Here is a 24,683-nt window from a genome sequence, read left to right on the forward strand (position 1 = left end):
GTCCTGGGGAGACGCTGATTGAATCGCACGTCCGCGTTGGTGCCCCCTGTTTTCCGAGACAAGGCGCGTCGTGCAGCGGGTAGTGGTTCTACCCGCAAGCGGCGCAACGCAGGATCGGGGAACCTGGGGTGCCAACCCCACAACCTATTGAGAGCAGGGGCTCGGCCGCTTTTGCGCGCGCACGGCGTTGCGGCTCCCTTGTGCAGAATGACTGCACGGCAGTCACCGCGCCTTGTTCGCACGCAAAAGCGACTCGAGCGCGGACGTGCGATTCAATCAGCGTCTCCCTGGCGCCAGCGGGCCACCTCGGCCGGTTCCAGATGCGGCAGACTCTGTTCCAGATCACCAATACGTTTCTCGAAAAGACTCACGGACACACTCCGAATCGTGGGTAGGCCACCAATCCTATCGCGCGGGCTCAAAGGGACGGACGCACCAGCAGCGGCACCACCCGAACCATAAACAGCGTCAGGCCGATCAGCGCCGCCAGCGCACCCGCCGCCGTCAGCATCGCAACCCCCAGGATCCAGCCCAGGCCCATCCCCACCACAGCCAGATGCACCAGGATCTGTGGTGCCCAGGCCCACAGCCAGCCACCGGCGATCGGGTGCCCGGTAAAGCGCGGCAGCATGTGCTCGCCCAGCCCCATGATCAGCAGCAGCAGAAAGCCCAGGGTAAAGCCGTGCAGCGCCGCCGGCCGGGCCGCGCCCTCCAGGAAAAAGCCCCCCAGCGGCAGCGCCGCCCCCGCGATCAGCAGCCAGGCCATCGCCCCCAGCACCGAGGCCCGGCTGGAGGGCGACAGGCCCAGCCCTACATGCCGGGCCGCCTTCTGCGTACGCTCCGGGGCGGCGCCGACCAGTTCGGTGGCGGCCGTGCGATCCAGCAGACCGATGTGCTTGAGCTCGCCATCGACCACCACGGCCGGAATGGACCGGATACGCAGCCGGGTGGCCAGCTCGCGGCCTTCCGGCTGGCCCATGTCGACCACCGCGAAGTCGATCTGTCTGGCCTCGGCCACCTGACGCCAGATGCGCTCGGCATCGTGGCAGGAGGCGCACCATTCGGACACCAGCAGTTCCACCTTCATGAGTCCGTCTCCCCTCAATCCGCGCAGCGCATGCAGTGGATGTCGTAACGGTCGATCCATTGCTTCAGACCGGTGATCGCCTCGGGCCCGGTGTGCAGCCGCTCCAGTGCCTTCTGCGGGTCGTCCGGGCGCATCACCACTACCCAGGCGTCGGTATAGGGCGCAACGTTCACCAACCCCGGGTCGGCCTCCACCGCGGGGTTAATCCGCTCGATGGTGCCGTCGAACGGGGTTGGAATCCCGCCCGCCCACTTGCCGGACTCCAGCCGCGCCACCGGCTTGCCCGCCGCGCGGTGCGAACCCGGCTTGCGAAAACGGAAGTACTGCACACGGCCCGCCATGGTCTGCGCCGGATCGGTGATCCCGAGGGTGAAGGTGCCGTCGTCCTCCGGCCGCACCCAGACGTAGTCCAGGTCGTAGAACAGGTCGTCCGGCAGCTCGCAGCCGTTGTATTCCTCGCGTGCCATGGTTATGCCCCCTTCGGTCCATAGTGGCGCACGGTCAGTGCGATGTTCACGGCGAACAGGATCATCGCCCCCCAGGCCAGCGCGCCTCCCACCGCGACCGTCGCGTTATGGAAGACCAGCCAGCCGGCGACCATCACCCACAGCCCGATGTTGGCCAGCAGGAACTGCGCATGCCCCAGGCGTTCGGAGAACAGGGAGCGCCCGGAGAAGCGCGGCAGCACATGCAGCCCCACGCCATAGATCATCATGGTCACGAAGCCCAGCAGCATCAGGTGGCCGTGGATGCGCGGCACATTGCCCGGGATCAGGCCAGGATGCACCAGCCAGAGGATGCCGAGCAGCCCGCCCAGCAGGGCATAGACCAGGGCCGCGAGGATGAACATTCGGTTTCGAGGGTGCATGCAGGGCTCCTTGGCGGCTTTCACTCAGCATACTTTAAGATATATTTCCTATGCATTGATTGAGATCAACACCCGGCCCCGTCCGTTCGGTAACAGTCTCCTTAAGGAATAACCACCAAGGCCGCAACCGCGATGCACCTACAACTCCATGAGACCGTCCCCGGATTCCAGCAGCCTGTCGAGCTGCTGCGCGCCTGTCACCGGCGCATCCTCAACTCTCTGGACATCCTCGATCGTCTGCCCGCGCACCTCGCCGAAAAGGGCGCCGACGAAGAGGCACGCACCGCGGCAGCCCGGGTCCTGAAATACTTTCACGAGGCCGCCCCCAATCATCACGCCGACGAAGACGAGGACCTGTTCCCCCTCCTCCGTCGGCATTGCGGCCATCCCGACAGCCACCCCCAACTGTGCGACTGGCTGGAGCGCCTGACCGCGGAACATGCCGATATCGAGGCCGGCTGGGACCGGCTGGAACCGACCCTGCAACGGATTGCCGACGGCACCATCGCCGAACTGACCGACGCGGAGGACTGGATCCGGCAATACCGCGTGCATCTCGATCTGGAAGAGCGGGCCGTGCTGCCATTCGCAGAGCACCTTCTGAGCCCGGAGGAGCGCCACACCATCGGTGCCCGCATGGCCGCGCGACGCGGGATCGGGAGCGACAATGGCTGACTTCCGGCTCGATCTGCGCGGCCTGGGCGACCATGCCCATACACGCGCCTATTACACCCTCCGCGAACTGCGACCGGGGCAGATCTTCGAGGTATGGCTGGACCAGGAGCCGAAGCTCCTGATGGACGCGGTCAGCCTGCAGTTGCGTCACGCCATCCACTGGCAGGGTCTCGAAAACGGGCCACCGCTGTGGAAGCTCGCGGTGCAGCGCCGCGAGGACGTCGCCCCGGTGGATCTGGTCGACCTGCTGGAGCGCGACCACCTGCGCATCGACCGCCTGTTCGCCAGCGCTCTGCACAAGGTGAACGCCGGCGATCTCGAGGGGGCCGCACCGGATTTCCACGCCTACGTGGATGGCCTGCGCCGCCACGTGGAGGTGGAAAACGAACTGATCGTGCCACTGCTGGACCTGCCGCGCAGCCCGAACGGCCAGGACCCGACGTCGATCATGCTGCGCGAGCACGACGAGATCCTGGAACAGACCGCGATGCTGGAGCATGAATTCAGCGAAGGGGTCGACGAGGCCTGGACTGTGGCCCCGTTCTTCGCCCTGATCTCCGGCGCGCTGGCCAAGCACGAGGGCCGCGAGGAGCAGAATCTGTTCCCGCACTGGAGCCGCGCCCTGCGCGAACAACCGGACGCCGCTGCCGAACTCCTGGAGCGTGCGCAGACCCGACTCGCAGCCTCCTGATCGCTTCTGCGTCGCAGGCGGCGCGACGCGACCGCTTCAGCGAGCCGTAACGGGGCGAAGCGGCGGCGACAGGCGGGCCAGCGCCCAGAGACCCGGCAACGGGCCGGGCAGCAAGAGCCACAGGACCCACAACCGGCTGGTCAGCCTGACCCCCGGCGCGGATGCCGGCGGATTCACGGCGAGATCACCGGGCGCAACCGCAAAACGGCAGCGCAGTCGCCTTCATCGTCAGCGGCTGGCGCCGCGGATCCAGCGCTTCAACAGCGCAACCAGCGCACCCCCGGAGACAAGCCCCAGCAGATAGATCCCGACGATCAGTAGCGCGAGCGGGAGCGTCACGTGCAGGGTGAGAAAGTTGACCGTCACCAACCGCAGATTCTGAATCGCAAAGATCGCGACCACCGCGACGAACACGATGATCAGAAGGGAGTAGACATAACGCATGCGACCTCCTGTGTCAGTCGGATCGAGGGAAACACATGATTCATGTACACCCTCGCGTTCAAGTTCGGATGCTCCTGAGTCAGCGTCAACCGGCACGACCTCGCGGGTTCGCCGCGGCGTCGGGATGACTGCAGTGCCCGCGCACCGGGCAGCCTTCGCATCGCGGTCGCGGGCGGCAGCGCTCCTTGCCATGCTCCACGATCAGCGCATGCAGGTCGTTCAGGGCGGCCACATCCGGGCCCAGCTCGGCCTCGACGTGGCCACGTAGCTGATCATAGGGGGCCTGCGCCTGCGGGACCTCCAGGCGCTCGAACAGACGCCGGGTGTAGGCATCCACCACGAAGACCGGGCGGTCGAAGGCATACAACACGATATCGTCGGCCGTCTCCGGGCCCACGCCCTTGACGCCCAGCAACGCCGAGCGCAACTCGGCCGTTTCCAGCGCGGTCAGCCCTTCGACACCGCCGGATGCCTCGAGGAAGCGCAGCAGATGCCGCAGCCGGTCGGCCTTCACGTTGAAGTAGCCACTGGGACGGATCCGCTCGGCCAGTTCTTCCGGATCAAGCGCCATCAGTCCTTCGGGCGAGAGGGCATCGATGGCGCGCAGGTTATCCAGGGCCTTCTCGACGTTGGTCCAGCTGGTGTTCTGGGTCAGCACGGCACCGACCATCACCTCGAAGGCGGTATCCGCCGGCCACCATTGCAGGTCGCCGTACTCCGCGCGCAGGGCCTCCAGAAGGTCGGGAATCCGCACGTGGCGTTACCGCTGGCGACGCCCGCCCGATTTGCCACCGCCCGCCGGGCGCCCGCCGGAACGACCGCCCGAGGGCTTCGCGCCCCGGCTACCACTGCGACCACCAGGGGATGTCGGCTTGCCCGACTTCTTCGGCGGCGACGAACTCCAGCCGTCCTCGCGCGCCGCCCGACTGTTGCGCGACTTGCCGGCCGCCGCCGGCTTGCCGGACCGCTGCTTGCTCCGGGGATCGCGGCGCGGTCCGCCCCGCCCGCGCGGACGTGCCGACTCGGGGATCGGCAGGTCCACCGCCGCGTACAGCGCGGCCACCTCGCGGCTCTCCAGGTCGCGCACCGCGCCGGTCTTCAGGCCCCGACCGAGGACCACCGGTCCGTAGCGCACCCGGATCAGGCGGCTGACCGTGACCCCGACGGCATCCCACAACCGACGCACCAGGCGGTTACGGCCCTCGCTGACGATCACGTGATACCAGTGATTGGCGCCGTCCCCGCCCTGCTCCTCCAGGCTATCAAAACGCGCCGGGCCGTCCTCCAGCTCCACGCCCTCGCGCAGCATGTCCAGCGTAGCCGGCGGCACCTCGCCGAGTACGCGCACGGCATACTCGCGTTCCAGCGCCATGCTCGGGTGCATCAGGCGGTTGGCCAGCTCGCCGTCGGTGGTAAACAGCAGCAGGCCGGAGGTGTTCAGGTCCAGCCGGCCCACCGCCACCCAGCGCTGGCCCTTCAGGCGCGGCAGGCTGGCAAACACCGGCCGTCGCCCCTCCGGATCGGAGCGGCTGCAAATCTCGCCGACCGGCTTGTGATACACGATCCAGCGGTGCGGGTGCTCCGGACGCCGCACGATGCGCCCGCGCACGCGAATCACGTCGTGCTCGTCGACCTGATCCCCCAGCCGCGCGGTACGGTTGTTCACCTGTACCTCGCCGCGCTCGATCCAGCCCTCGATCTCGCGCCGCGAACCCAACCCGCGCGCGGCCAGGACCTTCTGTACCCGCTCCGACATTCCCGGAACTCCAGCAACTCATTAAGATGGGCGCCACGATACACCAACAGGACGTTGCCATGACCGATTCCACGCCGGAAACCACCGCCGTCAGGACGCCGCTGAACATTGCCGTGCTCACCGTCTCCGACAGCCGCGAACTGGCGGAGGACCGCTCCGGCGACGCCCTCGTGGAACGCCTCGAAGGCGCCGGCCACCGACTGGCCGATCGCGGGATCGTGAAGGACGACATCTACGCCATCCGCGCGGAACTCTCGCGCTGGATCGCCGATCCCGAGATCGACGCGGTGATCACCACCGGCGGCACCGGCATCACCGGCCGCGACGGCACCCCGGAGGCCGCTTCGGTGCTGCTGGACAAGACCATCGAGGGCTTCGGCGAGCTGTTCCGCATGCTGTCCTATGAAGAGATCGGCACCTCCAGCCTGCAGTCCCGCGCCCTTTCAGGGGTCGCGAACGGCACCTACCTCTTCGTGCTGCCCGGCTCCACCGGCGCCTGCCGCACCGCCTGGGACCGCATCATCCAGGCCCAGCTCGACGACCGCACCATGCCCTGCAACCTCACCATGCTGATGCCGCGCCTGAAGGAGTCCTGAGGGAAATGCGGATTCCACCACGAAGCCCACGAAGGGGCGAAGAAGGTCAAGGGCGGATCAACCACAGAGGACACGGAGATCACGGAGAAAGTCGTTGGTTGGCTAACGGCACAAGGATGCGACGAGCGTAGCGGGCTGCATTGGGGTACCCCCTACCAATGGGCGATTCCCGGGCCTTACAGTCCCTGGTAGCGCACAGCCGCATCCCTCCCGGCCATGACGCTCGGGCCCTTCACCCGAACTGCCTTGGGTCGCCTCCGTGCACTCCGTGTCCTCTGTGGTTAATCCGCTTTTGACCTTGCCCTTCTTCGTGCCTTTGCGGGCTCCGTGGTCACAGCCCCTCTTTAATCACGCATCCACGTGGGTCTGCAGCCAGTATTCGAGCAGGGCCGCGTGCCAGAGCTTGGAGCCCTGGATGCGGGTGAAGTACTGGTCCGGGGCGTCCAGCAGCTTGTCGATGTAGGCCGGCTGGTACAGCCCGCGATCACGCGAGGCGCGTGAAGTGAGAATGTCGCGCATGAACTCGAGGAAGTCGCCGCGCACGTATTTCAGCGCCGGCACCGGGAAGTAACCCTTGGGCCGGTCCAGCACGGCGTCCGGCAGGCGCCCGCGGGCGATGCGACGCAGCACGTCCTTGCCGCCGTCGCCGAGCTTCAGGTGCGGCGGCATCGCGGCGGCCGTCTCCACCAGTTCGTGATCCAGGAACGGGACCCGCGCCTCCAGGCCGAAGGCCATGGTCATGTTGTCCACGCGCTTGACCGGGTCGTCCACGATCAGCGTGGTCACATCCAGCGCCAGCACCGCGTCGATAAAGGAGTCGGCACGGTCGGTCTCGAGTTCGGCGAACTGCTCACGCAGCCAGTCGCCGGTGACATCGTTCGCCGGCGGGTGGCGCAGCATCTCGGCCATCTCGGGGTGGTCGCGGTCAAAGTAGTGGCGGCGGAAACGCTCCACCCAGTCGCCGTGGCGGTCCTCGGCCATCTGCGGATACCAGAAATAGCCGCCGAAGACCTCGTCCGCGCCCTGGCCGGACTGCACCACCTTCACATGCTGTGAGACCTGCTCGGACAGCAGGTAGAAGGCGACCGCGTCCTGGCCGAACATCGGCTCGGCCATCGCCCCGACCGCCTCCGGCAGCCGGGCCAGCACCTGGTCGTTGGGGATCAGCGTGGCCTGGTGGTCGGTGGCGTAACGCTCGGCGACCGGATCGGAGTACTCGAACTCCGAGCCCTTCTCCTCCGGCTGGTCCTCGAAGCCGACGGTGAAGGTACGCAGGTCCTGCGCCCCCTCCTCCATCGCCAGCGCGACCAGCAGGGAGGAATCCAGCCCCCCGGAGAGCAACACGCCCACCGGCACGTCGGCCACCTCCAGGCGCCTGCGCACGGCGCTGCGCAGGCTGTGCTCGACACGCTCCTGCCATTCGGCATCAGACACGGCTGCGTCCGGGCGATGGGCATGCAGCGTCCAGTAACGCTGCAGCCGTTCCTGCCCGCGCGCATCGATGCTCAGGTAATGCCCCGGCTCCAGCTTGCGGATGCCACGCAGCACGGTGCGCGGCGCGGGCACCACCGCGTGCAGCGAGAACAGCATGTGCAGGGCCTCGGCATCCAGCTCGGTGTCCACGTCGCCCGCGGCCAGCAAGGCCTGGGTGTTGGAGGCGAAGCGGATGCCGTCGCCGGTGCGCGCCAGGTACAGCGGCTTGATGCCCATGCGGTCGCGCGCCAGCAGCAGACGCTGGGCGTGACCGTCATACAGGGCGAAGGCGAACATGCCGTGCAACCGGGCGACGATGCCCTCGCCCCACTCCGCGTAGCCGCGCAGGATGACCTCGGTATCGCCGGTGGAGAAGAAGCGATGGCCGCGGCCCTCCAGCTCGCTGCGCAGGGCACGGAAGTTGTAGATCGCGCCGTTGAACACCAGCGCGAGCCCGGTCTCCGGGTCGAACATCGGCTGGTGCGCGCGCTGCGACAGGTCGAGGATCGACAGGCGTCGGTGGCCCAGCGCGACCCGCCCCGAGGCCCACAGCCCGTCGGCATCCGGCCCGCGCCGTTCCAGGCAGGGCAGCATGCGCGCCACGGCCTCGCCGCTGGCGCGCCGTTCACCCCAGACGAATTCTCCCGCGATCCCGCACATTGGTTCTTTCCTTGCTGGTTGGGTGGCCTGGATTTGGACCCGGCCGGTCCCTGCCCGACGCGGGCAGGGGCTTCGCCTGCAAGCAGGCTCCTACTGATCGAGGACCTCTGTCGAGGCTGCGCCGAAGGCGGCCTCCAGGGCCTCCATCAGGGCCCGCGCCGCCGCGCCCGCACGGTCACGATCGGCATGAGCGATGTAGAACGGTACGTTGTGCCGCCCGCCGGCCTCGAGTTGCAGTTCGACCAGGTGCCCGGCCGCAACATCCGCTGCAATGCGGTCTTCCGGCATCCAGGCAAAGCCGATGCCCGAACGCAGGATCTCGCAGGCGGTGCCCATATGGGAGACCGTCCAGCGCTGATCCGCCTCGACCCAGCCGCCCTCCCCGGCCGGCTGCTCGCCCGAGTCACGCACCACGATCTGGCGCTGTGCCTGCAGGTCGCGGCGCGTGAGAGGCTTGGCCGACTGCGCCAGCGGATGCCGCGGATGGGCCACACAGACCATGGGCAACTCGCCGAGACAGGTCCCCAGATAGCCCGAAGGCAGCTCCGGCGCCAGCAGGATGTCCGCCGCCGCGCTGCGCAGCATATCCGGTCCGCCGCTCAGCACGACCTCGTACAGCTGGATGCGGGTCCCGGGGTAGGCATGCGAAAAGTCCTCCAGCGCCGCGATCACGGGGGCCCGCGGCAGCAGCTGATCCAGCGCCAGCCGGATCTCGGACTCCACGCCCGCCGCCAGCGCCCCGGCCAGGGTCTCGATCTCCGCGGCCTCCTCCAGCAGGTGCCCGGCGCGGCGCAGCAGCGCCTCGCCAGCCGCGGTGAGCACTGCACGCCGCCCCTGCACCTCGAAGACCTCCACGCCGAGGCGTTCTTCCAGTTTCTGCACCGCGTGGTTGATGCTCGAGGGGCTCTTGTGCACGCGCTCCGCGGCCCGCGCGAAACCTCCCGCCTCCACCACAGCCTGCAGCATGCGCCACTGCTCGAGGGTTACTCGGGGCATCCGCAGCCCGGGTTGTGGGTGCGCGCATGCCACTCCTCGCGCATGCGGGCATAGGCGGTCGTGGTCAGCAGGACCAGGTGCACGGTCGAGGGATAGATGCGGCCGTCCAGACGCAGGGTCTCGGTCAGTTCCGGGTCGCGCCCCTCCGGGATGTAGAAAAAGTCCACGCCTTCGCGCAGCTGGTCCTTGCGGGCCTTGAACAGGCGAAAGGCCGTGCCCTTGGGCACAGCGTTCCATTCGTCGATCTGACGCAGACTGAGGGTCGCGTAACCGGCGTGAACAACGGGCTCGGGAACGGGCCCGGCGGCGTCCTCGCGCCCGTGAAACCGACCCGCGCTTCGAGGGTCTTCAACTGTATCGGTATCCATGCTGGCATTATGCACGCACGGACCACCGGGCTCATCAGGCCCCGAGTGCAGACGCGGGCAATCGGACACGCGCCTGCGCCCGGGTCGGCGACTCCCGGGCTGTCTTTCACCTCTTCAATGGGTTGCCCACGGGACAAGAGCAATGGAATTTATCCAGGAATACGGACTCTTCCTCGCCAAGGCGGCCACCGCCGCGATCGCCGCACTGCTCGTGCTCAGCGTCGCGGCCGGCATGCTCGCGAGGTCGCGCGAGCGGCGCCCGGACCGGCTCCAGGTCAAGCGGCTGAACGATCGCTACGAACGCATGGAGAAGACGGTGCGCCGCGTGGTGGAACGCCGGCGCGGCCGCCTTGAACGTCTGCGCGACTGGGCCACGCGCCGGGCCGCGCGCGGCTCCCGCGCCGACAGCACCGAAGCCGATGCGAACCGGCCGGCCCGCCAGGAGCCCGCGACAAGCGACACCGAGACGGAAGGTCCAACGGCCGGCAAGGACAAGGGCGAACGCCCGCGGGTCTATGTGCTGCGCTTCGTGGGCGACATCCGCGCCTCCAGCGTCGAGAGCCTGCGCGAGGAGATCACCGCCATCCTCACCCTGGCCCGGCCACAGCAGGACCGCGCCGTGGTCTGCCTGGAGAGCCCCGGGGGCCTGGTGCCCTCCTACGGCCTGGCCGCCGCCCAGCTGGCACGCCTGCGCGAGGCCGGGATGGACCTGACCATCGCCGTCGACCGCGTCGCCGCCAGTGGTGGCTACATGATGGCGGCGGTGGGCCATCGCATCGTGGCCGCGCCGTTTGCGGTGCTCGGCTCCATCGGTGTGGTCGCGCAGATCCCCAACTTCCACCGCTGGCTTTCGCGCAACGATATCGACGTCGAGCTGCTGACCGCCGGCGAGTACAAGCGGACCCTGACCATGCTCGGCGAAAATACCGACGAAGGCCGCCGGAAATTCCGCGAACAGCTGGAAGAGGCCCACGAGCTGTTCAAGACCTTCCTGGCCCGCTACCGCCCGCATCTGGACCTGGACCAGGTCGCCACCGGCGAGCACTGGTATGGCGAGCAGGCCCGTGCGCTGGGGCTGGCCGATGAACTGCGCACCAGCGACGACCTGCTGCTGGAACTGACCCGGGACGCGGACGTTTTCGAGCTGACCTATCATCGCCCGCAGACCCTGGGCCGCAGGATCACCTTCGCGATGGAGTCCATGCTGGAACGCGTCCTGCGCAGCCAGTCCCCGGAGACCCGCGTTTAGCAAAACGAGGCCGTCAGGGAAGAGCCCGCCGGCCTCGTGCGTCACACCCGCAAGTCACCCCTGCAACCAGGAGTTTCCCGATGAATCGGACAAACCACCCCCTGACCCGCATTCTGCTGATCCTGCTGGCCAGCGTTGCCCTGCTGGGCGCCCCGGTCGTATCCAGCGCCGACGATCACATGCCCTGGGGCTCGGCGGAGAAGATGGATCGCCAGTACGAACCGCGCAAGGTGGTGTATGACGTGTACACCAGCAACGCCCGCGAGCTGGAGATGGTTCTGGACCGCGTCAGCATGCTGAATAACGTCTACGACGCCGACCCCTTCGAATCGCACATCGTGATGGTGCTGCACGGCGCCGAGGTCCCGCTGTTCACGCGCGAGAAGTTCGAGGAGCACGAGGAACTGATGCGCCGGGCCCGCTCCCTGACGCAGGCGGGCAACATCGAATTCCGCATGTGCGAAGCCTCCGCGCGCCTGCGCGGCATCGAGCTGGCGGATATCCACGGTTTTGTGAACGTGGTGCCAATGGCCGATGCCGAAATCATCGAGCTGCAGCACGAGGGATACCTGCTGATGCAGTAATCGGCCTGCTCCGGGCGCGCCGGCGGCGGTTCCCGAGACGGGAACCATGCCCTGCAAATTCTGCATGATTCGTCTACCTTCCCTCGGCGTGGCCGCCACTCAGCGACCACCCGTCCCGGAACGGCCCCGCCGCGAGGCCCCTCCCGTTCCAGCGGACGTCCACCCACGACACGACACGACAAGGATTCGTCATGAGAAAGACCCTGCTGACTGCCCTGATCCCGCTGGCGCTGGGCAGCACACCCGCGCTCGCTTCCGAAGTCCCCGGCCTGATTACCAAGGCCAGCCCGCACACGGCCGCCGAGACCCTCGACCGGCTGGAAGCGGCGTTGCAGGCCAATGGGGTCGGCATCGCGCTGCGCTGGGACCATGCCGAAAAGGCGGCGGGGGTCGATATCGACCTGGAGCCGACCGAACTGCTCCTGTTCGGTAACCCCGCGCTTGGCAGTCACCTCTTCACCAGCGAACAGACGGCCGGCATTGATCTGCCAATGAAGGCGATTGCCTGGACCGATGCGGAAGGCCAGACCTGGCTTGGCTACAACGATCCACAGTATCTCGTCGAGCGCCACGGCATCGAGGATCGCGAGGATATCGTGCGCAAGATGGGCAATGCCCTGGACAACCTGTCGGCCGCCGCGGTCTCCGAGTAGCCCGCCTTCTGGCCAACGCGCCTCCGGGCGCGGCGGGTCCCGCCCGCTGCGCCTTGCGCCCTTGTCACGGCGGGGGGCGGGTTCGGTATAGTGACAGCCCATCCTGCCGCCGGAGTCAATGTGAGCGCTTCGCCCCCCTCCAGCCCTGCTGCCCTGGCCGCGCCCCGATCCACGACCCTGGGCTGGCGCGAATGGGTGGGACTGCCCGATCTCGGTATCGACGCCGTGAAATGCAAGGTCGACACCGGTGCCCGCAGTTCGGCCCTGCATGCGTTTCATGTCGAGGACTTCACCCGCGAAGGAACCGCCTGGGTGCGTTTCGGGATCCACCCGCACCAGCATGACAGCCAGACCGAGGTCTGGTGCGAGGCCCCGGTGCTCGATGTCCGCAACGTAACCGACTCCGGCGGCCACACCTCGGAACGCTACTTCATCGCCACCCAGGCCCGCATCGGCGACTGGATACTGCCGCTGGAACTGTCCCTGACCAGTCGCGATACCATGCTGTTTCGCATGCTGCTCGGACGGGAGGCCATGCGGGGCCGCTTTCTGGTAGACCCGCAAAAATCGTTTGTGCTCGGCCGTCCGGCCGGCATCCCCGCAACCCCGGAACAGGACCCGGAATGAAACTCGGCATCCTCTCGCGCAACAGCAAGCTCTACTCCACCCGCCGCCTGATCGAGGCCGCCGAACAGCGCGGCCACGAGGTACGGGTGGTGGACCCGCTGCGCTGCTACATGAACATCACCGCGCACAAGCCGCAGATCCACTACAAGGGCGACATCCTCGACCAGTTCAACGCGGTCATCCCGCGCATTGGCGCCTCCATCACCTTCTACGGCACGGCCGTACTGCGCCAGTTCGAGATGATGAATGTCTATCCGCTGAACGAATCGGTGGCGATCTCGCGCTCGCGTGACAAGCTGCGCAGCCTGCAGCTGCTGTCGCGCCGCGGCATCGGGCTGCCGGTCACCGGTTTTGCCCATTCGCCGGACGACATCGACGACCTGCTGGCAACCGTCGGTGGCGCCCCCTGCGTGATCAAGCTGCTGGAAGGCACCCAGGGGCTGGGGGTCGTGCTGGCGGAGACCAAGCAGGCCGCCGAGAGCGTAATCCAGGCCTTCATGGGCCTGAAGCAGCACATCCTGGTGCAGGAATACATCAAGGAGGCCAAGGGCTCCGACATCCGCTGCCTGGTCATCGGCGACAAGGTCGTCGCCTCGATGAAGCGCCAGGCCAAGGAGGGCGAATTCCGCTCCAACCTCCACCGCGGCGGCAGCGCGACGCTGTGCCGCATCACTCCGGAGGAGCGCGCCACTGCGGTGCGCGCGGCCAAGGTGATGGGGCTGAACGTCTGCGGCGTCGACCTGCTGCGCTCCAACCATGGTGCGGTGGTGATGGAGGTGAACTCCTCACCGGGGCTTGAGGGCATCGAGAACGCCTCCGGGAAGGACGTGGCCGGCATGATCATCGAATTCATCGAGAAGAACGCCAAACCGAACCGGACCAAGACCAAGGGTCGCGGCTGACATGGCCACACCCCGCGCCCTGCGCAACGATCCGATCACCATTGGCGACACTACGGTTCAGCCGGGAGAACGGCGCACTGTGGAGCTGCAGCTCAGCGCGCTGTACACCCACACCCCGACCCACATGCCAGTGCAGGTCCTGTGTGGCCGGCGCAAGGGACCGGTCCTGTTCGTCAGTGCCGCCATCCACGGGGACGAGATCAACGGGGTGGAGATCATCCGCCGCCTGCTGAAGATCCCGGCCCTGCGGCGCATGAAGGGCACCCTGCTGGCGGTCCCGGTGGTCAACATGCACGGCTTCATCAACCAGAGCCGCTACCTGCCCGACCGCCGTGACCTGAATCGCTGCTTCCCAGGTTCGCAGAAGGGCTCGCTGGGGGCGCGCGTCGCGCGGCTGTTTATGCGCGAGATTGTGCAGCGCAGCACCCATGGCATCGATCTGCATACCGGGGCCATTCACCGCTCCAACCTGCCGCAGATCCGGGCGAACCTGGACCATCAAAAGACCCGCGAGATGGCACGGGCCTTCGGTGCTCCGGTGGTGCTCAACTCCGCGCTGCGCGACGGCTCCCTGCGCGAAGCCGCGGCGGAACGCGAAATCCCGATCCTGCTCTACGAGGCCGGCGAGGCCCTGCGCTTCGACGAACTCTCCATCCGCGGCGGCGTGCACGGCATTATCGAGGTCATGCGGCACCTGGAGATGCTTCCGGCCGTGCGCCGGCGCCCGCGCAAGGAGCCCATCATGGCCCGCACCAGCGGCTGGGTCCGGGCGCCACAAAGCGGCATCCTGCGCACCTTCGTGCGCCAGGGCGATCGCGTCGTCCGCGACCAGACCCGGCTGGCCATCGTCTCCGACCCCTTCGGCGAGACCGAGACCGAGATCCTGGCGCCGGCCTCCGGCATCATCATTGGCGAGCTCAACCTGCCGCTGATCAACGAAGGCGATGCCCTGTTCCATATCGCCCAGTTCAACCGCACAGACCTGGCCGTGGAGCGCCTGGAGACTTTCCAGGAGAACCTCGAAGCCAGCGATTACCCCTACGCCGACGGGCCCTCGCGGGAGGCGCCACAGGCGTGATCGCACTCGCGCCTGTCCTCGCAACGAAACCAAGGGGGCCAGGCGCTCAGCCTCGGACCACTCGGGAACCAGCGTCGGCATCCCCCACCCGTGACCGGCACGCGAGTGCCCCGCCGCCGGGAGCGTAGTCGTCAGACGTGCGCGCTGAACTGGCCCCGCCGCGGCTGCCCCAGCAGATAGCGGAAATCGGGCTCGCGCAGCCGCACCAGGCATTCATGGTCGCCCGCCTCGAGATAGACGTGGTGCTGCTCGAGCAGGCTCTCGTCCACCAGGGTATCCAGCCCGAAAGCAGGGCCAAGGGCCGGGATGGCACCGCGTTCGCAGTCGGCAAACACACCGGCCACCTCGTCCTCGGTCGCCAGCCCCACGTGCTCGCCGAGCAGGCGGTGCAACCGCCCCAGCTTTACCCGCCGCGTCGCAGGAACAATCGCAAGCCGGTACTGCCCGTCCTCCTCGACCAGCAGCACCGCCTTGGCCACCTCGTCACCGGGGATATGGGCGGCCTCGGCGGAACGACTGGCCGAATCGGAGTGCGGGTGATGCACCAGCTGATACGCCACCGCATGCTCGTCGAGAAAGGTTTCAAGGGTTCTGGAAATGCTCATGGCGGACCTCCCGCACCATCCCGGCCGGGATGGCGTGAATCGCCCGTCCGACCCCTCTTTTGACTATAGACCCCGCACGCATTGCCGGCGCCTGCATCCGGTCCGCACACCCTTACAATGGCCGCGATGACGATCTTCTCCGTTCTTGATCTCGCGCCCATCACCCAGGGTGGGGATGCCTCCTGCGCCTTGCAGCAAAGCTGCGACCTTGCGCGCCATGCCGAGGCCCTTGGCTTCCACCGCTACTGGCTGGCGGAACACCACAACATGCCGGGCATCGCCAGCGCCGCCACTGCCGTGGTCATCGGTCAGGTAGCGGCCGCCACGCGCCAGATCCGGGTCGGTGCCGGGGGCATCATGCTGCCCAACCACGCCCCGCTGGTGGTGGCCGAGCAGTTCGGCACACTGAACGCGCTGTACCCGGGCCGTATCGATCTGGGTCTCGGGCGCGCACCCGGTGCGGACCCGGCCACCGCGCGCGCCCTGCGGCGTGCCCCGGACGTGGATCCCGAGCAGTTCCCGCGGGACCTCGAGGAGGTGCTTGGCTTCCTCGACGAGCCGGGGCCGGATCAGGTGATTCGCGCCATCCCCGGCGCCGGCCAGCGGGTCCCGGTATGGGTGCTCGGCTCCAGCCTGTTCGGGGCCCAGCTGGCGGCACGCATGGGCCTGCCCTACGCATTCGCCTCGCACTTCGCCCCCGGGCACCTGATGGAGGCACTGGCGCTGTACCGCGACCGCTTCCAGCCCTCGCGCTGGCTGGAGCGCCCCTACGCGATGCTCGGCTACAACGTGTATGCCGCCGACAGCGATCAGGAGGCCCGGACCCTGGCCAGCTCCATGGAACAGGCCTTCATCAGCCTGCGCCGCGGGCGCCCGGAACCGATCCAGCCCCCTGTCGAGGGCTACCGCGACCGCCTCGACCGGGCGGAACGCGCGATCGTCGAGAGGACCATGGCCTGCTCCGCCATCGGCGCGGCGGACACGGTGGAACGCGAGATTCACGCGTTTCTCGCGCAAACCGGGGCGGACGAACTAATCATCACCACCACGACATTCGACCATGACGCACGCCGGCGGTCGCTGGAACTTACCGCCATGGTCCGCGACCGCCTCGCCTGAAACCCCGTTTTCGCGGCCACCCTGCGTACCCTATGCTTGGGGACATCATCATCACGGGGGGAGGCGCATGCGTATCAAGGTCCACGGGATCACCATCGAGTGCATCACCGGCGATATCGCGGCCCAGCGCGACATGGATGCGGTGGTCAATGCCGCCAATGCCTGGTTGCGCCCGGGCGGCGGGGTGGCCGGCGCCATCCATCGGGCGGCCGGCCCGGGGCTCGAACGCGAGTGCCAGCCACTGGCCCCGATCGAACCGGGACAGGCCGTCCTGACCGAGGGCCACAACCTGCCCAACCGCTTCGTGATCCACTGCCTGGGCCCGGTCTACGGCCGCGACGAGCCCGCCAGCCGCCTGCTGTCCGCCTGCTACCGCAACGCGCTGACCCGCGCCGAGGAAGCCGGGGTCTACAGCGTCGCCTTCCCCGCGCTATCCACCGGGGCCTTCGGCTACCCGATCGAGGAGGCCGCCCGCATCGCCCTGCAGACCGTGATCGACGCCACCCCGCGGCTGGACGCGGTCAGGCATGTGCGCTTCGTGCTGCACAGCGAGGATGATCGCGAGCTCCACGAGCGCATCCTCACGGAGCTGACCGCGTGAGTGCCGAGCACGGGCCCGACGCCCCGCGCAGGATGCCGGTGCAGCTGATTACGGTAGATGAGGTCGTGCACGCAGCCGACGACCTCGCGCGCCGGATCCTGGCGCATGGCCCGCCACCGGATACGATCGTGGCCATCGCCCGCGGCGGTTTCATGCCGGCGCGCTTTCTGTGCGATTTCCTCGGGGTGCACAGGCTGCTCAGCCTCAAGGTCGAGCACTACACGGCGGGCGCGCGCGCCCGGCAGCGCGCGGCGGTCACCATCCCGCTGGCTGGCGAGATCCGCGATGAACGCGTCCTGCTGGTCGACGACGTCAATGACAGCGGCGACACCCTGAACGCCGCGCGCCCGCATCTGGAGGCCCTGGGCCCGGCCACGCTCCACACCGCGGTGCTGCATGAAAAGGACCGCACCACCTGCCGCGCCGATTTTTGCAGCCAGGCGGTGCATGAATGGCGCTGGATCCTGTATCCCTGGGCCGTGGTCGAGGATGTCGGCCAGTTCATCCGCGAGATGGATCCGCCCCCGGCCAGTCGCGCTGCACTCCACGCCCGCCTGCAGGGGGACTACGGCCTGCGCCTGGCGCCCGAACAGCTCGAACGCGTAATCCGCTACAACGGGCTGGACATCCCGCTCTGACCGGGTTGGCAAGCGCCGCCGGGGACAGGATCATAGGGCCGCGGCCCGCCCGGGCGGGCCGCCCCAACCGCAATGGAACGAGACTGCCCATGTCATATCTCAAGGACTTCCCCAGCCCCGAGGGCTATTTCGGAGAATTCGGTGGCGCCTTCCTGCCCCCGGAACTGGAGCCCCACTTCGAGGAGATCAACCATGCCTACCGCACGCTGGCGCGTTCCGGTGATTTCCTGAACGAACTGCGCTACATCCGCAAGCACTATCAGGGACGCCCTACCCCCGTGTACTACGCGCACAACCTGAGCCGGGCCGTGGGCGCGCACATCTTCCTCAAGCGCGAGGACCTCAACCATTCCGGCGCGCACAAGCTGAACCACTGCATGGGCGAGGCCCTGCTGGCCAAGCACATGGGCAAGAAGAAGCTGATCGCCGAGACCGGTGCCGGTCAGCACGGCGTGGCCCTGGCCACCGCCGCCGCCTATTTCGGCATGGAATGCGAGATCCACATGGGCGAGATCGACATCGCCAAGGAGGCCCCTAACGTGACCCGCATGAAGCTGATGGGCGCACAGGTGGTGCCGGTCTCCTTCGGCGGGCGCTCGCTGAAGGAAGCGGTGGATTCGGCGTTCCAGTCCTACCTGTCACAGGCCGACGAGGCCCTGTTCGCAATCGGTTCGGTCGTGGGCCCGCACCCATTCCCGCAGATGGTGCGCAACTTCCAGTCCGTTGTCGGGATCGAGGCCCGCGAACAGTATCTCGAAATGAGCGGCGGCGAACTGCCCGATCACGTCGTCGCCTGCGTCGGCGGAGGTTCCAACGCGATGGGCATGTTTGCCGGCTTTATCGAGGACGAGGCGGTACAGCTGAACGGGGTCGAGCCGCTGGGGCGCGGCACGAAGCTCGGCGAGCACTCCGCCACCATGACCTACGGCAAACCCGGCATGATCCACGGCTTCAAGTGCATGCTGCTGGCCGACGAGGAAGGCAACCCGGCGCCCGTCCACTCGATTGCCTCGGGCCTGGACTACCCCGGCGTCGGCCCGGAACACTCCTACCTGAAGACCACCGGCCGCGTGGCCTATCACGCCATCAACGACGACGAGACCCTGGATGCGTTCTACCGGCTCTCGCGCACCGAGGGGATCATCCCCGCACTGGAAAGCGCCCATGCCGTGGCCTGGGCCATGAAGCACGGCCGCGAGAACCCGGGCACCACCATCCTGGCCAACCTTTCCGGGCGCGGCGACAAGGACATCGACTACGTCGCCCGCGAGTTCGGGCACGGCTGAGGGAACCTGGCCCCGGGCCTGACCGGTCTCAGGATATCCCGAGGACAGACCCGCAAGCGCCCGGAGGCAGACGCAATGGCAGGTGGATGGGCAAAGGATGGCGCCGAGCAGGAGCAGATCGACCACACGGTCGAGGATGCCCTGCAACGGGTGCGCAGTCAGATCCCGGCTGGCGAAAGCCTGACCGAGTGCGAGGAGTGCGACGCGCCGATCCCCGAGGGTCGGCGCCGGGCCCTGCCGGGGGTTCGCCTGTGCGTGACCTGCCAGGAGGCGCGGGATGCCCGCCAGCAGGCCTCCGGCCCCTACAACCGCCGCGCCTCCAAGGACAGCCAGCTACGCTGACCCACTCGGCGGGCGCCTGCCAGCTGAGTCATCACAGATACTTCAGGCGTGCCCGCAGGGAATCGGGGTCGGAAACCACATCCTGCAGCCGGGCACCGTCGTCCGTGCTGCCAACGACCACCCCCTTTCCCGAGACCGGGATCACGCTGTCGATCTGGAATCGCCCGCTCGTGCCACGCAGGAAGCACTCCTCGTCGAAGTACAGGCAGTCCCCATCCGGTCCGATCACGTCGGACTCGAGCGTGTCAAAGCCGATCAGGTGCGCGATATCCTCGCGCCCTTCCACCTCTACCGATTCGATCGTCTGCTGTTCCGGGTCAATCAACAGGGCCTTCATCCGGGTCTCCTTCAGGCGGTTTATGCACGCGCCATCACAGTAGCGATCCGGACCCGGTCTGGCCACTGTCCCCGCCACGGGTGCCTATACTCGCCAGAGGCGATCGCGCGCGGAGGCTTGCCCGTGACCCATACGGCCTACATCTCGCACCCCGACTGCCTGCTGCATGACCCCGGGCCACACCACCCGGAATGTCCCGAACGCCTGCACGCCATTCGCAGCGCCCTGCTCGATGCGGACCTCCTCGAGAGCCTGCACCTGCTGGAGGCCCCGCTGGCCGATGACAGTCAGCTCCGGCGCGTCCACTCCGCCAGCCACATCGCCCGGGTTCGCGACCATGTCCCGGCGCCCGACCAGTACACCCATCTGGACCCGGACACCCCCATGGGAGAACACTCGCTCCAGGCCGCCCTGCGCGCGGCGGGTGCCGGCATCGAGGGCGTGCGCGCGGTGATGGAGGGAGACGCGGACAACGCCTTCTGCGCCGTGCGCCCGCCCGGACACCACGCGGAGCCCGACCGCGCCATGGGCTTTTGCCTGTTCAACAACATCGCCGTGGCGGCCGCGCACGCGATCGCCCGGTACGGACTGGCGCGCGTGGCTATCGTTGATTTCGACGTCCACCATGGCAACGGCATCGAGGCCGCCTTCGGCGACGATCCTCGGGTGCTGTACTGCTCCTCGTTCCAGTCTCCGTACTACCCGGATACGCCACTGGCCCGGCGCGAGCACCTGGTGCACACACCGCTGCCCGCGGGCACCGACGGCGCCACCTTCCGCGCCGCCATTACGCGCGACTGGCTGCCCGCGCTGGAGGGCTTCCGACCGGAACTGGTGCTGGTCGCCGCCGGATTCGATGCGCACCGGGAAGACCCGCTGGCCGGCCTCAACCTGGTGGAAGACGACTTCGCCTGGGTGACACGCACCCTGGTCGAGATCGCCGCGCGGCACGCCAGCGGGTGTCTGGTCTCGATGCTGGAGGGGGGCTATGCCCTCCCTGCCCTGGGGCGCAGCGTTTGCGCCCACCTGCGCGCCCTGAACCCGGCCCCACCCCGCTGACCCGCCGCATCCCGTCCCCACGACGCCCGCCGTCCACCCACCTCCACGGCCGACGTCGGACGCCGCCTGGCCGCTTTCACCACCCCGCGCCCGCTCCGGCGGCGCCGGGCGGTTCCTCCGACGCGACAGCGGTGACCGCAATCGGGCATCCTGCGACCAATGAAACCGACTGCCGCTCCGTCCCCCGCCGCGCACGCACCGCGATGAACCTGCGCCACGCCATCGCAGGGCATCCTTTGCTGGCCGGGATCGCGTTTCAGGCCGCACTGATTCCATTGGCCCTGGTGCTCGCCGGAGTCGCCGGCATCACCCTGAGCGACCACTTCCACTGGTCCCTCGAGGCGACGGCCATCGGGGCCCTGGCGGTACTGCCGATGCTGGCACTGCTGGCGGCGCTCGCGGCCAGCCAGTGGGAGCCCTACCGCCGACTGGCTCGGCAGGTCCGCGACTTCGTTCACCAGCTGTTCCAGGGCGCCCTGCCCGGTGCGGTACTGCTGCTCTCCATTCTCGCCGGGGTGGGCGAGGAACTGCTGGTGCGCGGCGTGCTGCAGGGCTGGCTCAGCGAGCGCTGGGGCCCGGAGTGGGCGATCCTGGTCGCGGCCCTGGTGTTCGGTCTGGCCCATTCCATCAGCCGCTTCTATTTCGTCTTCGCGACCCTGATCGGCCTGTATCTGGGCGTGCTCTACCACGTGACCGGAAACCTGCTGGTGGTGATCGTCACCCACGCCCTCTATGACTGGATCGTGATCCACCTGTATCTGCGCTCGCGGGGTGCCACCCGCACCCGCGGCGGCCCGGGCGAACCGACCTGATTGCCCGCCGCCGCGCCATCGCCGCATACTCGCCCCATGCAGGCCTTACTCCGACCCCGCCCCGTCCATGCGTGCCGCCCGCGTCGGTGAACTTGGCCTCGCATTACTGATCCTGCTGCCGCTGGCCGCGAGCGGCTACCTGTTGCCCCAGGCCGGCAACACGGCCGCCATCCTCGACTGGCTGACCCGCGCCACCGGCGTACTCGCCCTGACCCTGATCCTGCTGGCCGCAGTCCGGCAGCGGCCAGCGCTGTGGGTAGGTGCCGGCATCGGCATTGCCCCCTTTGTCAGCGCGGTGCGCAGCCTGGCCGCGCGCGGCGAGCCGGCGGCACCCCCTGTCCAGCTGATCTACGCCGTCAATACCCGCGATCAGGCGCCCTACGCCATCGGGATACTGGACGCGGGCGCGGACGCCGACACCGTTGAATGACCACCGCGTTCAGCCCCCGATCGCGGTGCCACCCTGGCACGCCTGCTCCATGAACCGGTCCAGACGGGCCGGGCGACCGAGGTAAAACCCCTGCACCAGATCGCAGCCCAGCGCACGCAGATGCTCCAGGGTGGCGGCATCCTCCACGCCTTCGGCCACCACGGTCAGTCCCAGCTGGTGGCCCAGCCCGATCATCGACTCGACGATGCGCTGGTGCGCAGGACTGGAGACCAGCTCGTGCACGAAGGTCATGTCGATCTTGAGTTCGTCCAGGGGCATGTGCAGCAGGCGTTCCATGGAGGAATACCCGATGCCGAAATCATCCATGGACACGCGCAGCCCAAGGGCCTTCATCTGCTGCAGCGCCGACCGCGCCTCGGCATCATCGCTCTCCATCACCGCGGTCTCGGTCAGCTCGATGGTGACCCGCTCCGGCGGCACACGCCAGACCTCCAGTGACTGCGCGACCAGCTCCACCAGTTCGCGCTCCTGCAGGTCATCGGCCGAGAAGTTCACCGACACCCCCGCATCCAGGCCCGCCAGCCGATATTCGCCGCACTGGCGCAGTGCCGTGTTGAAGACCCAGTGGGTCAGCCGCGGCATCAGGTCCGTCCCCTCGGCGGCGCGCACCATGGTGTCCGGCCGGATTGGTCCGTACTGGGGGTGATCCCAGCGCAGCAGGGCCTCCACCGATTCCACCCGCCCGGACCGCAGCCCGATCTGAGGCTGATACTCGAGATGCAGGGCCCCTTCCTCGATCGCCTCTCCGAGCTGGGACCACAGGTCGATCCCTTCCAGCATCTCCGCGGCCACCTCCGGGGTGTACTGGCGCAGACTCGCGCGCGCCCGACGCGCCTGACGCACCGCCGCGTAGGCCCGGGCCAGCAGCGTCTGCGGCGCCACCGAGAGCTCGGCCAGCGCAAGCCCCGCGCGCGGCCACAGCAGCACCTGACGTTCGCCGCAAGCAAACGGCTCGGTCAGTACCCTGAGCATCTTGTGTGCAGCCAGCTCGGCGAACCCGCCGCCGGCTACTCCAGGCAGCGCACATGCGAGCTGGTGCCGCCCGGTGATCCCGGCGAGGCCATCCGGTATCGCCGCGGCCAGTGCCCGCCCGGCGTGCCGGATCAGCTCATCCGTGGCCGGATAGCCCAAAGCCGCATCGACGTCGCCCAGTCCCTCAAGCTCGAGCACGACCACCGCCATCCGTGTACCGGCATCCAACGGTCGCCGGCCCAGGTCGTCCACGGCCGCGAGAAAATCCGGATATTCCAGCCAGTCAGGCATAGGCAGTCCTGCGGGTATGCGCCCCTGCGACGCTTTACAGATAATAGCGGGCGGGATCAACGCCGTACGCGCCCGGCGGCAAGCTGCGCCGGATCTGGCGGCGGGCACCCTCCGAGGCCGGGTCGCGATCCGCCAGATCCAGCTCTCGCGGATCCGGATACGGACGATGCGAAGGATCGAGGATGCGCATCACCCGGGGCATAAAACGCTGCGCGCGGCGGTGGCTGAGCACAATCGCGACCTCGCCACTGTCCAGCTCCACCAGGCTCCCGACCGGGAACAACCCGACACAGTGACTGAACTGATCCACCAGCGCCGAATTCAGGCCCCAGCGCCCGCCCTCGCGCAGTTCCACCAGGGCCTCGTACGGGGTCTCGACCAGACTGCTCCCGGTCAGGAGCTCCTCGTAGGAATCCACGATCGCGGCCATGCGGGCATAGGCGCTGATCTGATTGGCCACCAGGCCGCGCGGGTAGCCCCGTCCGTCCTCGCGTTCGTGATGCTGGGCCACGATCTCGCGCACCTCCTCGGGAATCGCATGGGACCGCTGCAGGATGACCTCGCCGTACTCGACATGCCGCTGCAGTTCGCGGCGCTGTTCAGGGGACAGACGGGCACCGCGCACCAACAGCGCCGGCGGCAGCTGCATCTTGCCGATATCCATCAGCAGCCCCCCCAGGCCCAGAAGCGACAGCTCCGCGCGGTTGAGACCCAGGTGACGCCCCAGCGCCAGCAGATGAACGGCCACGTTCAGACAACGGCCATACAGGGCATCCCCCGAGTCCTGCAGACGTGCCAGCAGCAACAGGGCATCCGGGTTGCGCTCGACGCTCTCGCGCAACGCCTCGGAGGCCTCGCGCGCCGCCTCGATCCGCACCCCGGGGCTGCGCTCCATCCCGGCACGGATCTGCTCCAGCACCCGCGCTGCAACCGCCCGGGCCTCGCGCGCCGCCGGCAACTCCGCCTCCATCACACACTGATCGCGATACACCGCCATGCCACGAAACTGGGCGGCCTCCCCGGCCACCACCGGGTTCCCGGTCTCGGGACCGCCCCCGGTCTGACGCGGCAGCCGCGCCAAGGCCTCGGGCGCGCTCTTTTCGCGGTCCACCCAGACCCGGCTGCAGTGACGCGCCAGCTCCTCGATATCCGCCTGCGAACGCACCAGTACACCCTCGACCAGATACGGGGTCTCCAGCCAGGGGCGGTCCAGCCGACTGACATACATCCCTACCTGCAGGTCGGAGACCGCAATCTCCTGCTGAATCAGTCCCAAGGGCATCCCCATCGCATCCGGCCGTCGCACCCGGTGGCCACAACAACCGCCACATCCCGTCAATCCCTAACTTAGCGCCCGCGTCGGGATGCGGCCAGCGCATCAGTAGACCCGACGTTAATACACGCGCATTTCCCAGGGCGTCTCCCTGGCGTTAGCGCGCGGTTTTCGCATCACGTGCAAAACC

Annotated in this window: 30 protein-coding genes and 2 pseudogenes; 17 read left to right on the forward strand and 15 right to left on the reverse strand. The window is 68.0% G+C overall.

The genetic code is table 11. The features are described from left to right. Nucleotides 1–293 precede the first annotated feature (293 nt). The 4 genes and pseudogenes from D000_RS14265 to D000_RS0102050 all read right to left on the reverse strand — a co-directional run. Nucleotides 294–371, reverse strand: a pseudogene (locus tag D000_RS14265) (rhodanese-like domain-containing protein); the annotation flags it as partial. A 47-nt stretch (nucleotides 372–418) separates the two neighbouring features. Continuing rightward, entirely contained in the window at nucleotides 419–1,087 is a 669-nt protein-coding gene (locus tag D000_RS0102040) for a thioredoxin family protein (protein ID WP_018871889.1), read from the reverse strand. Nucleotides 1,088–1,101: 14 nt separating this feature from the next. Beyond that, on the reverse strand, nucleotides 1,102–1,554 hold the full coding sequence (locus D000_RS0102045) for a glycine cleavage system protein H (protein WP_018866157.1): 453 nt from the start codon (nucleotides 1,552–1,554) through the stop codon (nucleotides 1,102–1,104). Nucleotides 1,555–1,556: 2 nt separating this feature from the next. Then, entirely contained in the window at nucleotides 1,557–1,955 is a 399-nt protein-coding gene (locus D000_RS0102050) for a hypothetical protein (RefSeq protein WP_026279693.1), read from the reverse strand. Nucleotides 1,956–2,087: 132 nt separating this feature from the next. Between D000_RS0102050 and D000_RS0102055 the strand changes: the two genes are divergently transcribed. Together D000_RS0102055 and D000_RS0102060 are read left to right on the forward strand one after the other, a co-directional pair. Continuing rightward, a complete protein-coding gene (locus tag D000_RS0102055) occupies nucleotides 2,088–2,630 on the forward strand; it encodes a hemerythrin domain-containing protein (RefSeq protein WP_018871890.1) in 543 nt (180 codons plus the stop codon). Further along, on the forward strand, nucleotides 2,623–3,321 hold the full coding sequence (locus D000_RS0102060; protein ID WP_018871891.1) for a hemerythrin domain-containing protein: 699 nt from the start codon (nucleotides 2,623–2,625) through the stop codon (nucleotides 3,319–3,321). Before D000_RS0102055 ends, D000_RS0102060 begins: the two co-directional genes overlap by 8 nt. Before the next feature lie 36 nt (nucleotides 3,322–3,357). On the opposite strand, the pseudogene D000_RS14455 reads toward D000_RS0102060, so the two are convergent. The 4 genes and pseudogenes from D000_RS14455 to rluB all read right to left on the reverse strand — a co-directional run. Further along, nucleotides 3,358–3,501: pseudogene (locus tag D000_RS14455) on the reverse strand (MFS transporter); the annotation flags it as partial. A gap of 48 nt (nucleotides 3,502–3,549) precedes the next feature. Continuing rightward, nucleotides 3,550–3,765 carry a lipopolysaccharide assembly protein LapA domain-containing protein gene (locus tag D000_RS0102065; protein WP_018871892.1) on the reverse strand — a complete coding sequence of 72 codons (216 nt, stop codon included), beginning with the start codon at nucleotides 3,763–3,765 and terminating at the stop codon, nucleotides 3,550–3,552. Nucleotides 3,766–3,850: 85 nt separating this feature from the next. Then, nucleotides 3,851–4,519 carry an endonuclease III domain-containing protein gene (locus tag D000_RS0102070; protein ID WP_018871893.1) on the reverse strand — a complete coding sequence of 223 codons (669 nt, stop codon included), beginning with the start codon at nucleotides 4,517–4,519 and terminating at the stop codon, nucleotides 3,851–3,853. 6 nt (nucleotides 4,520–4,525) lie between these two features. Continuing rightward, a complete protein-coding gene (gene rluB, locus D000_RS0102075; protein ID WP_018871894.1) occupies nucleotides 4,526–5,521 on the reverse strand; it encodes a 23S rRNA pseudouridine(2605) synthase RluB in 996 nt (331 codons plus the stop codon). A gap of 59 nt (nucleotides 5,522–5,580) precedes the next feature. Between rluB and moaB the strand changes: the two genes are divergently transcribed. Beyond that, nucleotides 5,581–6,117: a molybdenum cofactor biosynthesis protein B gene (gene moaB / locus D000_RS0102080; protein ID WP_018871895.1), complete on the forward strand. Its 537-nt coding sequence runs from the start codon at nucleotides 5,581–5,583 to the stop codon at nucleotides 6,115–6,117. A gap of 348 nt (nucleotides 6,118–6,465) precedes the next feature. Here moaB and D000_RS0102085 read toward each other — a convergent pair whose 3' ends face one another. The 3 genes from D000_RS0102085 to D000_RS0102095 all read right to left on the reverse strand — a co-directional run bounded on the left by D000_RS0102085 (nucleotide 6,466) and on the right by D000_RS0102095 (nucleotide 9,614). Continuing rightward, on the reverse strand, nucleotides 6,466–8,250 hold the full coding sequence (locus tag D000_RS0102085) for an N-acetylglutaminylglutamine amidotransferase (RefSeq protein ID WP_018871896.1): 1,785 nt from the start codon (nucleotides 8,248–8,250) through the stop codon (nucleotides 6,466–6,468). A 90-nt stretch (nucleotides 8,251–8,340) separates the two neighbouring features. Next, the gene (locus D000_RS0102090; RefSeq protein WP_255349461.1) at nucleotides 8,341–9,246 is read right to left on the reverse strand and encodes a LysR family transcriptional regulator; all 906 of its coding nucleotides are present in this window, start codon (nucleotides 9,244–9,246) and stop codon (nucleotides 8,341–8,343) included. Beyond that, nucleotides 9,234–9,614, reverse strand: coding sequence for a hypothetical protein (locus D000_RS0102095; protein WP_026279694.1), 381 nt, complete (start codon nucleotides 9,612–9,614; stop codon nucleotides 9,234–9,236). The genes D000_RS0102090 and D000_RS0102095 overlap by 13 nt, the downstream gene beginning before the upstream one ends. 142 nt (nucleotides 9,615–9,756) lie before the next feature. Here D000_RS0102095 and sohB point away from each other — a divergent pair, with 142 nt between their 5' ends. The 6 genes from sohB (at nucleotide 9,757) to D000_RS0102125 (ending at nucleotide 14,707) form a co-directional block, all read left to right on the forward strand. Continuing rightward, nucleotides 9,757–10,863: a protease SohB gene (sohB, locus tag D000_RS0102100; RefSeq protein WP_018871899.1), complete on the forward strand. Its 1,107-nt coding sequence runs from the start codon at nucleotides 9,757–9,759 to the stop codon at nucleotides 10,861–10,863. 80 nt (nucleotides 10,864–10,943) lie between these two features. Beyond that, on the forward strand, nucleotides 10,944–11,447 hold the full coding sequence (locus D000_RS0102105) for a DsrE family protein (protein WP_018871900.1): 504 nt from the start codon (nucleotides 10,944–10,946) through the stop codon (nucleotides 11,445–11,447). 191 nt (nucleotides 11,448–11,638) lie between these two features. After that, a complete protein-coding gene (locus D000_RS0102110; protein ID WP_018871901.1) occupies nucleotides 11,639–12,100 on the forward strand; it encodes a DUF302 domain-containing protein in 462 nt (153 codons plus the stop codon). Nucleotides 12,101–12,220: 120 nt separating this feature from the next. Continuing rightward, nucleotides 12,221–12,727, forward strand: a complete 507-nt coding sequence (locus D000_RS0102115; RefSeq protein WP_051074930.1) for an ATP-dependent zinc protease — start codon at nucleotides 12,221–12,223, stop codon at nucleotides 12,725–12,727. Then, complete coding sequence (gene rimK, locus D000_RS0102120; protein ID WP_018871903.1) at nucleotides 12,724–13,629, forward strand: 30S ribosomal protein S6--L-glutamate ligase; 906 nt, start codon at nucleotides 12,724–12,726, stop codon at nucleotides 13,627–13,629. The genes D000_RS0102115 and rimK overlap by 4 nt, the downstream gene beginning before the upstream one ends. Nucleotide 13,630: 1 nt before the next feature. Then, entirely contained in the window at nucleotides 13,631–14,707 is a 1,077-nt protein-coding gene (locus D000_RS0102125) for a succinylglutamate desuccinylase/aspartoacylase family protein (RefSeq protein ID WP_018871904.1), read from the forward strand. Nucleotides 14,708–14,838: 131 nt separating this feature from the next. On the opposite strand, the gene D000_RS0102130 is transcribed toward D000_RS0102125, so the two are convergent. After that, nucleotides 14,839–15,312, reverse strand: a complete 474-nt coding sequence (locus D000_RS0102130) for an aminoacyl-tRNA deacylase (protein WP_018871905.1) — start codon at nucleotides 15,310–15,312, stop codon at nucleotides 14,839–14,841. Between the two features lie 126 nt (nucleotides 15,313–15,438). Between D000_RS0102130 and D000_RS0102135 the strand changes: the two genes are divergently transcribed. The 5 genes from D000_RS0102135 (at nucleotide 15,439) to D000_RS0102155 (ending at nucleotide 19,298) form a co-directional block, all read left to right on the forward strand. Further along, nucleotides 15,439–16,431 (forward strand): LLM class flavin-dependent oxidoreductase, encoded by a 993-nt coding sequence (locus D000_RS0102135; protein WP_026279696.1) that lies wholly within the window; start codon nucleotides 15,439–15,441, stop codon nucleotides 16,429–16,431. 67 nt (nucleotides 16,432–16,498) lie between these two features. Continuing rightward, nucleotides 16,499–17,032 (forward strand): macro domain-containing protein, encoded by a 534-nt coding sequence (locus tag D000_RS0102140; RefSeq protein ID WP_018871907.1) that lies wholly within the window; start codon nucleotides 16,499–16,501, stop codon nucleotides 17,030–17,032. Between the two features lie 32 nt (nucleotides 17,033–17,064). Next, nucleotides 17,065–17,670 (forward strand): phosphoribosyltransferase, encoded by a 606-nt coding sequence (locus tag D000_RS0102145; protein ID WP_026279697.1) that lies wholly within the window; start codon nucleotides 17,065–17,067, stop codon nucleotides 17,668–17,670. A gap of 89 nt (nucleotides 17,671–17,759) precedes the next feature. After that, nucleotides 17,760–18,956 (forward strand): tryptophan synthase subunit beta, encoded by a 1,197-nt coding sequence (gene trpB / locus D000_RS0102150; protein ID WP_018871909.1) that lies wholly within the window; start codon nucleotides 17,760–17,762, stop codon nucleotides 18,954–18,956. A 75-nt stretch (nucleotides 18,957–19,031) separates the two neighbouring features. After that, nucleotides 19,032–19,298, forward strand: coding sequence for a DksA/TraR family C4-type zinc finger protein (locus tag D000_RS0102155; protein WP_018871910.1), 267 nt, complete (start codon nucleotides 19,032–19,034; stop codon nucleotides 19,296–19,298). 31 nt (nucleotides 19,299–19,329) lie between these two features. Here the strand turns inward: D000_RS0102155 and D000_RS0102160 are convergent, their stop codons facing one another. Further along, nucleotides 19,330–19,635, reverse strand: coding sequence for a hypothetical protein (locus D000_RS0102160; RefSeq protein WP_018871911.1), 306 nt, complete (start codon nucleotides 19,633–19,635; stop codon nucleotides 19,330–19,332). A gap of 123 nt (nucleotides 19,636–19,758) precedes the next feature. Here D000_RS0102160 and D000_RS0102165 point away from each other — a divergent pair, with 123 nt between their 5' ends. The 3 genes from D000_RS0102165 (at nucleotide 19,759) to D000_RS14335 (ending at nucleotide 21,936) form a co-directional block, all read left to right on the forward strand. Continuing rightward, entirely contained in the window at nucleotides 19,759–20,694 is a 936-nt protein-coding gene (locus D000_RS0102165) for a histone deacetylase family protein (RefSeq protein WP_018871912.1), read from the forward strand. 203 nt (nucleotides 20,695–20,897) lie between these two features. After that, nucleotides 20,898–21,506, forward strand: a complete 609-nt coding sequence (locus D000_RS0102170; protein WP_018871913.1) for a CPBP family intramembrane glutamic endopeptidase — start codon at nucleotides 20,898–20,900, stop codon at nucleotides 21,504–21,506. Nucleotides 21,507–21,573: 67 nt separating this feature from the next. Then, entirely contained in the window at nucleotides 21,574–21,936 is a 363-nt protein-coding gene (locus tag D000_RS14335; RefSeq protein ID WP_018871914.1) for a hypothetical protein, read from the forward strand. 9 nt (nucleotides 21,937–21,945) lie between these two features. Here the strand turns inward: D000_RS14335 and D000_RS0102180 are convergent, their stop codons facing one another. Next, nucleotides 21,946–23,220, reverse strand: a complete 1,275-nt coding sequence (locus D000_RS0102180) for an EAL domain-containing protein (protein WP_018871915.1) — start codon at nucleotides 23,218–23,220, stop codon at nucleotides 21,946–21,948. 34 nt (nucleotides 23,221–23,254) lie between these two features. Continuing rightward, nucleotides 23,255–24,502 (reverse strand): HD-GYP domain-containing protein, encoded by a 1,248-nt coding sequence (locus D000_RS0102185; protein WP_018871916.1) that lies wholly within the window; start codon nucleotides 24,500–24,502, stop codon nucleotides 23,255–23,257. Between the last annotated feature and the right edge of the window lie 181 nt (nucleotides 24,503–24,683).

The organism is Thioalkalivibrio sp. ALJ16 (assembly GCF_000377345.1).
Classification (GTDB): domain Bacteria; phylum Pseudomonadota; class Gammaproteobacteria; order Ectothiorhodospirales; family Ectothiorhodospiraceae; genus Thioalkalivibrio.

Coding starts and splice junctions, on each gene's coding strand:
- D000_RS0102155 (WP_018871910.1), top strand. CDS start 19,032: ATGGCAGGTGGATGGGCAAAGGATGGCGCCGAGCAGGAGCAGATCGAC.
- rluB (WP_018871894.1), bottom strand. CDS start 5,521: ATGTCGGAGCGGGTACAGAAGGTCCTGGCCGCGCGCGGGTTGGGTTCG.
- trpB (WP_018871909.1), top strand. CDS start 17,760: ATGTCATATCTCAAGGACTTCCCCAGCCCCGAGGGCTATTTCGGAGAA.
- D000_RS0102040 (WP_018871889.1), bottom strand. CDS start 1,087: ATGAAGGTGGAACTGCTGGTGTCCGAATGGTGCGCCTCCTGCCACGAT.
- D000_RS0102060 (WP_018871891.1), top strand. CDS start 2,623: ATGGCTGACTTCCGGCTCGATCTGCGCGGCCTGGGCGACCATGCCCAT.
- D000_RS0102185 (WP_018871916.1), bottom strand. CDS start 24,502: ATGCCCTTGGGACTGATTCAGCAGGAGATTGCGGTCTCCGACCTGCAG.
- D000_RS0102110 (WP_018871901.1), top strand. CDS start 11,639: ATGAGAAAGACCCTGCTGACTGCCCTGATCCCGCTGGCGCTGGGCAGC.
- D000_RS0102135 (WP_026279696.1), top strand. CDS start 15,439: ATGACGATCTTCTCCGTTCTTGATCTCGCGCCCATCACCCAGGGTGGG.
- D000_RS0102065 (WP_018871892.1), bottom strand. CDS start 3,765: ATGCGTTATGTCTACTCCCTTCTGATCATCGTGTTCGTCGCGGTGGTC.
- D000_RS0102130 (WP_018871905.1), bottom strand. CDS start 15,312: ATGAGCATTTCCAGAACCCTTGAAACCTTTCTCGACGAGCATGCGGTG.
- D000_RS0102055 (WP_018871890.1), top strand. CDS start 2,088: ATGCACCTACAACTCCATGAGACCGTCCCCGGATTCCAGCAGCCTGTC.
- D000_RS0102105 (WP_018871900.1), top strand. CDS start 10,944: ATGAATCGGACAAACCACCCCCTGACCCGCATTCTGCTGATCCTGCTG.
- D000_RS14335 (WP_018871914.1), top strand. CDS start 21,574: ATGCGTGCCGCCCGCGTCGGTGAACTTGGCCTCGCATTACTGATCCTG.
- moaB (WP_018871895.1), top strand. CDS start 5,581: ATGACCGATTCCACGCCGGAAACCACCGCCGTCAGGACGCCGCTGAAC.
- D000_RS0102090 (WP_255349461.1), bottom strand. CDS start 9,246: ATGCCCCGAGTAACCCTCGAGCAGTGGCGCATGCTGCAGGCTGTGGTG.
- D000_RS0102125 (WP_018871904.1), top strand. CDS start 13,631: ATGGCCACACCCCGCGCCCTGCGCAACGATCCGATCACCATTGGCGAC.
- D000_RS0102160 (WP_018871911.1), bottom strand. CDS start 19,635: ATGAAGGCCCTGTTGATTGACCCGGAACAGCAGACGATCGAATCGGTA.
- sohB (WP_018871899.1), top strand. CDS start 9,757: ATGGAATTTATCCAGGAATACGGACTCTTCCTCGCCAAGGCGGCCACC.
- rimK (WP_018871903.1), top strand. CDS start 12,724: ATGAAACTCGGCATCCTCTCGCGCAACAGCAAGCTCTACTCCACCCGC.
- D000_RS0102045 (WP_018866157.1), bottom strand. CDS start 1,554: ATGGCACGCGAGGAATACAACGGCTGCGAGCTGCCGGACGACCTGTTC.
- D000_RS0102085 (WP_018871896.1), bottom strand. CDS start 8,250: ATGTGCGGGATCGCGGGAGAATTCGTCTGGGGTGAACGGCGCGCCAGC.
- D000_RS0102145 (WP_026279697.1), top strand. CDS start 17,065: ATGCCGGTGCAGCTGATTACGGTAGATGAGGTCGTGCACGCAGCCGAC.
- D000_RS0102180 (WP_018871915.1), bottom strand. CDS start 23,220: ATGCCTGACTGGCTGGAATATCCGGATTTTCTCGCGGCCGTGGACGAC.
- D000_RS0102140 (WP_018871907.1), top strand. CDS start 16,499: ATGCGTATCAAGGTCCACGGGATCACCATCGAGTGCATCACCGGCGAT.
- D000_RS0102170 (WP_018871913.1), top strand. CDS start 20,898: ATGAACCTGCGCCACGCCATCGCAGGGCATCCTTTGCTGGCCGGGATC.
- D000_RS0102095 (WP_026279694.1), bottom strand. CDS start 9,614: ATGGATACCGATACAGTTGAAGACCCTCGAAGCGCGGGTCGGTTTCAC.
- D000_RS0102050 (WP_026279693.1), bottom strand. CDS start 1,955: ATGCACCCTCGAAACCGAATGTTCATCCTCGCGGCCCTGGTCTATGCC.